At 76.0% G+C, this 6,747-nt stretch carries 6 protein-coding genes; 3 read left to right on the forward strand and 3 right to left on the reverse strand.

The window, feature by feature from the left end; all coding sequences use genetic code 11:
* Nucleotides 1-153: 153 nt before the first annotated feature.
* On the forward strand, nt 154-885 hold the full coding sequence (locus GTR02_RS18330; RefSeq protein ID WP_166608925.1) for a GAP family protein: 732 nt from the start codon (nt 154-156) through the stop codon (nt 883-885).
* Between the two features lie 129 nt (nt 886-1,014).
* Nucleotides 1,015-3,369, forward strand: coding sequence for a glycoside hydrolase family 9 protein (locus GTR02_RS18335; RefSeq protein WP_338073911.1), 2,355 nt, complete (start codon nt 1,015-1,017; stop codon nt 3,367-3,369).
* 121 nt (nt 3,370-3,490) lie between these two features.
* On the opposite strand, the gene GTR02_RS18340 is transcribed toward GTR02_RS18335, so the two are convergent.
* A complete protein-coding gene (locus tag GTR02_RS18340) occupies nt 3,491-3,925 on the reverse strand; it encodes a hypothetical protein (RefSeq protein WP_166608926.1) in 435 nt (144 codons plus the stop codon).
* Nucleotides 3,926-3,952: 27 nt separating this feature from the next.
* Nucleotides 3,953-5,812: an ABC transporter ATP-binding protein gene (locus tag GTR02_RS18345; protein ID WP_166608927.1), complete on the reverse strand. Its 1,860-nt coding sequence runs from the start codon at nt 5,810-5,812 to the stop codon at nt 3,953-3,955.
* 180 nt (nt 5,813-5,992) lie between these two features.
* On the opposite strand from GTR02_RS18345, the gene GTR02_RS18350 reads away from it, so the two are divergent.
* Nucleotides 5,993-6,277: a hypothetical protein gene (locus GTR02_RS18350; RefSeq protein ID WP_166608928.1), complete on the forward strand. Its 285-nt coding sequence runs from the start codon at nt 5,993-5,995 to the stop codon at nt 6,275-6,277.
* 37 nt (nt 6,278-6,314) lie between these two features.
* On the opposite strand, the gene GTR02_RS18355 is transcribed toward GTR02_RS18350, so the two are convergent.
* Nucleotides 6,315-6,747: DUF427 domain-containing protein (locus tag GTR02_RS18355; protein WP_166608929.1), on the reverse strand; the 433-nt coding region annotated here is incomplete at its 5' end.

Raw genomic sequence — 6,747 nt, forward strand, 5'->3', positions numbered from 1 at the left:
CGGGGGGACGGGGCCGGGCGGGGACGAGGGTCACGGGGACCACCTCACCGGGTCGTGGCGCACACCGCATCGTCCACCCGGAGTACGCCGCGGCGCAGCGACGCGGCCCGGGTGGCGGACGACGCCGGCCCCGCTCGCGGCGACGGTGGGCGCATGGACCTCTCGCACCCCCTGGACGCGGCCGTCGCGCTGGTCGTCCTGGCCCTGCTGGACTCCTCGAGCATCGGGACGCTGGTGCTGCCGGTGGCGACGCTGCTGCGGCCCGGTCCCTCCCCCGTGCGGCGGGTGCTGCTGCACCTCGCCGTGGTGGCGGGCTGCTACGCCGCGGCGGGGGCTGTCCTGCTCGCGGTCGGCACCTCGCTGTGGCGGGCGGTGGGCGCCGCGCCGGTGGTGCCGTGGATGCAGCTGGTCGTGGGGGTGGCGCTGTTCGCGCTCAGCTTCGGCGTCGACTCCGGCCGCCGGCGCCGGCAGGGCCGTCCGGACCGCACGACGGAGTGGCTGGCCCGCGCCGACCGGCTGTCGGGGGGCGGGACCGCCGTCCTGGCGGGCACGGCCGTGGTCGTCGAGCTCGCCACGATGGTCCCGTACCTGGCCGCGCTGGGGATCCTGGGCGCGGCGGACTGGCCCGCGCCCGCGACGGGGGCCGCCCTCGTCGGGTACTGCCTGGTCATGGTCGCGCCGGCGCTGGTGCTGCTCGCCGCGCGGACGGTGCTGGCCGACCGCGTGACCCCCGCGCTGCGGCGGCTCGAGGCGTGGACGGCGCGGCACGGGGACTCGGCGCTGGGCTGGGGCATGGGCATCGGCGGCTTCCTGCTCGCACGGCACGCGGTGGGCCGGCTCGGCGGCTGGGGGCGCGTGCTGGAGGCGCTGCCGCTGGTCGGCTGACCCCGCGGCGGGACGGTCTGGCCCGGGAACTGGCTCGGAACCGGCTGTGCATCGGCATTGACAGACGGTGGACGGTCGGGCGACGCTTGCCCCAGCGCACAGAGAGCGCTCTCAACGAGGAGGAACCACGTGCCGCCGACCCCTGAGCGGACGCGCCGCGCCCGCGCGATCACCCTGGCCACCGCACTGCTCGTCCCCACCAGCCTCGTCCTCGCGCCGTCCGCGGCGCAGGCCGCCGACCAGGTCACCAACGGCAGCTTCGGCCAGGGCACCACCGGGTGGACCATCTACCCCGCGCCCTCGGTGCAGGACGGAGCGGGCTGCACGACCGTGCCCGCGGGCAGCGCCCCCTACAGCGCCGCCATCCAGCAGGAGGTCCCGCTGGTCGCCGGCGAGACCTACCGGCTGAGCTTCCGCGCCCGCTCCACCCCCGCGACGCAGGGCCCCGTCCGCGTCGTCGTCCAGGGCGGGGCCGACGTGGGCTACCAGCAGTTCCTGCCCGCGGTGAAGCCCGCCTTCGGCGCCGAGTTCGCCGGCCAGGAGCACTTCTTCACGGCGGACCGCGACTACCCGGCCGCGCAGCTCGCGTTCCAGCAGGACATCGTCAACCCGGTCGCCTACACGCTGTGCGTCGACGACGTCGTCCTGGAGGGCGGGGCCGAACGGCCCGCGTACCAGCCCGAGACGGGCCCGCGCGTCCGCGTCAACCAGGAGGCGTACCTGCCCGACGGGCCCAAGGGCGCCACCCTGGTGACCGACGCCACGACGGCACTGCCGTGGCGGCTGGCGGACGCCCGCGGCACGGTCGTCGCGACGGGCACGACCACGCCGCGGGGCGTGGACCCGAGCGCCGGGCTGAACGTGCACTCCGTGGACTTCAGCTGGTTCAGCGGCGTCGGCACCGGGTACACGCTGACGGCCGACGGCGAGACGAGCCACCCCTTCGACGTCGGCGACGCGGCGTACGAGCGGCTGCGGCGGGAGGCGAAGACGTTCTTCTACACCAACCGCAGCGGCACCCCGATCTCCGACGACCTCGCGCCCGGGTACGGCCGCGCCGCCGGTCACGTGGGCGTCGCGCCCAACCAGGGCGACACCGCGGTGCCGTGCCAGGACCTCGACGACGACTCGCAGCTGCTCCTCGTGGCGCAGGGCGACGAACCGTGGACGTGCGCGTACACCAGCGACGTCACGGGCGGCTGGTACGACGCCGGCGACCACGGCAAGTACGTCGTCAACGGCGGCATCGCGGTCGCCCAGCTGCTGCAGGAGCACGAGCGCTCGCTGCACGCGGAGACGGCGGACCGTCGCGCCCTCGGCGACGGCACCCTGCGCATCCCCGAGGCGGGCAACCGCGTCCCCGACGTCCTCGACGAGGCGCGCTGGGAGCTCGAGTGGTTCCTGAAGATGCAGGTGCAGCCGGGCCGCCCGATGTCGGGCATGGTCTTCCACAAGGTGGCCGACGTCGACTGGACCGGTCTGCCCCTGGACCCGGCCGCCGACCCGCAGCGGCGCGTGCTGTACCGGCCCTCGACGGCCGCCACCCTGAACGTGGCCGCGACCGCCGCGCAGGGCGCACGCCTGTTCGCGCCCCACGACCGGGCGTTCTCCGACCGGCTGCTGGCCGCGGCCCGCACCGCCTACGCTGCGGCGCAGGCGAACCCGGCCGTCTTCGCCCCGGCTCCCGACGCCGCGGTGGACCCGAACCCGGGCAGCGGCCCCTACGACGACCGCGAGGTGTCCGACGAGTTCTACTGGGCGGCCGCGGAGCTGTACCTCACCACCGGGGAGCCGCAGTTCCGCCGGGACGTGCTGAGCTCGCCGGTGCACACCGCCGACGTGTTCTCCGCGGGCGGGTTCTCGTGGGGCACCGTGGCGCCGCTGGCCCGGATGGACCTGGCCACCGTCCCCAGCCGCCTGAACCGGGCGGAGCTGCGCCGGGTGCAGCAGTCGGTGCTCGCCGCCGCCGACCGCTACCTCGCCGACCAGGCCGCGCAGCCCTTCGGGCAGGCCTACGCCCCCGAGGGCGGGAGCTACTCGTGGGGGTCGAACAACGGCATCCTCAACAACGCGCAGGTCCTCGGCACCGCCTACGACCTCAGCGGGGACGCCGCCTACCGCGACGGGGTGGTCCGGACCATGGACTACCTGCTCGGCCGCAACGCGCTGAACCTCTCCTACGTCACCGGCTACGGCGACGTCGACGCGGAGAACCAGCACTCGCGGATGTACGCCCACCAGCTCGACCCGTCGCTGCCGAACCCGCCCGCGGGCACGGTCGCCGGCGGGCCGAACTCGACGACCGTCGCGAGCGGTGACCCGGTCACGGCCCCGCTGTTCCCGGACGGGTGCGCGGCGCAGTTCTGCTACGTCGACGACATCGGCTCGTGGTCGACGAACGAGATCACGGTGAACTGGAACTCGTCGCTGTCGTGGGTGGCCTCCTTCGTGGCCGACCAGGACGGCGGCGACTCCCGCGGCTGACTCGCCCCGCTCACCGCGGCCCCGGCCGGAGGTCCTCCTCCCGCCGGGGCCGTGCCGCGTCCGGCCCGGGGTGGCGGGTACCGACGTGCGGTCCCCTCGCCGCCGCGCGGGGACGGGCGGGTCAGCCGGCCAGGACGGCGCCCAGCAGGCCGACCAGGGCTCCGGCGCAGCGCACGCGGTCGGCCCGCAGCAGGCGGCGCAGCAGCCCCGGTGCCGGCCCCGCCCGGCCGAGGCGGACGTGGGTGGGCGCCGCGACGAGGGCCGTCGTGAGCCCCGCGACGGCGCTGCCGGCCCCCGAGACCACGAGCCACGGCGGCAGCGGCGATCCCGCGGCGAGCGCGGCGGCGAAGACCCACGCCCAGGTGCCGAGCACGACGAGGTAGACGGGCGCGACCACGGCCCCGGTGCGCCGGGAGTGCGCGGCGTGCACGGCGGCCCACGTCGTGGGCGAGGTGCGGCCCGCGTCGGCCAGCGCCGGGTAGACGACGCCCGTCACGACGGCCTGGAACCCCGCGTGCAGGGCCGCTCCCGCGAGCAGGGCGGTGCCGGCGTCCACGGCCGCGGTGTCCCGGCTCCCCCGCGCTCAGTCCGCCGTCGCGAACTGCGTGCGGTGCAGCTCGGCGTAGCGGCCGCCGGCGCGCAGCAGCTCCTCGTGCGTGCCGCGCTCGGCGATGCGGCCGGCCTCGACGACGAGGATCTGGTCCGCCGAGCGGATCGTCGACAGCCGGTGGGCGATGACGATGGCGGTGCGACCCTCGAGCGCCTCGTCCAGCGCGGCCTGCACGGCGGCCTCCGAGGAGGAGTCCAGGCTCGCGGTGGCCTCGTCGAGGACGACGACGCGGGGCTGGGCCAGCAGCAGGCGCGCGATGGTCAGCCGCTGGCGCTCCCCGCCCGAGAAGCGGTACCCGCGCTCGCCCACGACGGTGTCCAGCCCGTCGGGCAGCGCGGCCAGGACGTCCCCGAGGCGCGCGCGGCGCAGGGCGTCGACGATCTCCTCGTCGCCGGCCCCCGGGCGGGCCAGCCGCAGGTTCGAGCGCAGCGACTCGTGGAACATGTGCCCGTCCTGGGTGACCACGCCGACCGTGGCCCGGATCGAGGCGGCCGTGAGGTCGCGGACGTCGGTGCCGCCGAGGCGGACCGCGCCGCCGGTGACGTCGTACAGGCGCGCGAGCAGGTTGGCGATGGTGGACTTCCCCGCGCCCGAGGACCCGACGAGCGCGACGACCTGCCCCGGCTCCACGCGGAAGCTCAGGTCGTGGATGACCTCGACCCCGCCGCGGGTGTCCAGGGTGGCGACCTCCTCCAGGGAGGCGAGGGACACGTCCGTCGCGGCCGGGTAGGCGAAGGTGACGTGGTCGAACTCCACGGCCACGGGGCCCGCCGGCAGGGCGCGCGCCCCGTCGCGCTCGCGCACGAGGGGCACCAGGTCGAGGACCTCGAAGACGCGCTCGAAGCTCACCAGGGCGCTCATGAGGTCCACGCGGGCCCCGGCCAGCGCGGTGAGCGGCGCGTACAGGCGGGTCAGCAGCAGGGCGAGGGAGACGATCTGCCCCGTGTCCAGCGTGCCCGCGACCGCGGCCAGGCCGCCGACGCCGTAGACCAGGGCCAGGGCGAGCGCGGAGACGAGCGTGAGCGCGGTGACGAACACCGACTGCAGCATGGCGCTGCGGATGCCGATGTCGCGCACCCGGCGGGCCGCCGCGGCGAACGCGGCCGACTCCTCCTCGGGGCGGCCGAACAGCTTGACCAGGGTGGCGCCGGGCGCGGAGAAGCGCTCGGTCGACTGGTTGGTCATGGTGGCGTTGTAGGCCGCGGCGTCGCGCGACAGCTGGGCCAGGCGGCGGCCCATCCGCCGGGCGGGGAGCACGAAGACGGGCAGCAGCACGAGCGCCAGCACGGTGATCTGCCAGGAGATGCCGATCATGACGACGCCCGTCAGGACGACGGCGACGAGGTTGCTCACGACCCCCGACAGGGTGCCGCTGAAGGCGCGCTGCGCGCCCAGCACGTCGGAGTTCAGGCGGCTGACCAGCGCGCCCGTGCGGGTCCGGGTGAAGAACGCGATCGGCATGCGCTGCACGTGGTCGAACACCGCGGTGCGCAGGTCGAGGATGAGGTTCTCCCCGATCGTCGAGGACAGCCACCGCACCAGCAGCCCCAGCCCGGCGTCGGCCACGGCGACCACGGCGATCAGCAGCGCGAGGCGGACGACGAGACCGGAGTCCGACGCCGTCATCGCGTCGATCACCCGGCCGGCGAGGACCGGGGTCGCCACACCGAGCACGGCGCTGACGACGCTGAGGGCGATGAAGGCGCCCAGCGCCCCGCGGCGCTGGCGCGCCAGGTCCAGGACCCGCGTGACGGTCTCGCGGGAGAACGGGCGCCGGTGCTGCGCCGTCATGGCGCTGTACATGGATCCCCAGGCGACCGATTCCATGCTCATGCCCGCGACGCTACGCCGCGGCGCCGACACCCGGGCGCGCCGCGAGGGTGACGCGGGCGGCCCAGCGCGCACCCGGCGTCGTCGACGGTGCGTGAGCGCCTCCGCCGCGCGGGTGCCGGGCGTGGTCCACCCGGGCGACCCGACGTTCGATCCCCGCGACCCGCCGCCGATGTTGAAGGTGTGAGTGGACAACGAGCGATCGACGCCTGGTGGCGCACCCTGGACTCCTCCGGCCGCGAGGAGGCGCTGGCCCTGCCGGCCGGTGGCCCGCTGACCGCGGGCCTCGCCGCCGGCCTGACCGCGGCCGGCGTCCCGGTGCCGGCCGTGGCCGTCGGCTGGGACCTCGACGGCCGCGTCGTGTGCCGCACCGTCCTCGTGCAGCCGCGGGCCGTCGCCGACTACCTGGCCCAGGTGCGCGCCGCCGCCGCGTCCGGGCTGCCCGAGGGGCTGGAGCTCGCCTCCTGACGGCCCGCACGTCCACGGCGTGCGAGCGCCCGGCGGCTCACCAGCCCGTCGTGCCCGGCTCGCCCTTGAACGGACCGACGACCTCGTCGGTGATCCAGCCGCCGTAGAACCCGCCCGCCTGGGCGCGGACCACCTCACCGCCCACCTCGCAGCGCACCTTGCCGGGGTAGAACGCCAGCGCGTCGGTGATCGCCTCGAAGCCGGGCGTCGGATCGGCGTAGGACCAGGCCGCCTGCTCCACCAGGAGCCGCCCGTCCGGCGACACGACGTCCACGTAGGACGCCTGCCCCTTCCACTCGCACCAGCTCCGACCCTGCCCGGGACGCAGCCACGCGGTGTCCAGGGCGCTGCGCGCGACGTAGTACGTCGGCGGGTGGCTGGTCTCCAGCACGCGCCAGGCGCCCGCGTCGGACGGGCTCACGTCGGCGAGGACGGTGTCGCCCAGGAGGATCCGCACGCGGTGGCGGGAG

The organism is Kineococcus siccus (assembly GCF_009906795.1).
Lineage (GTDB): Bacteria > Actinomycetota > Actinomycetes > Actinomycetales > Kineococcaceae > Kineococcus > Kineococcus siccus.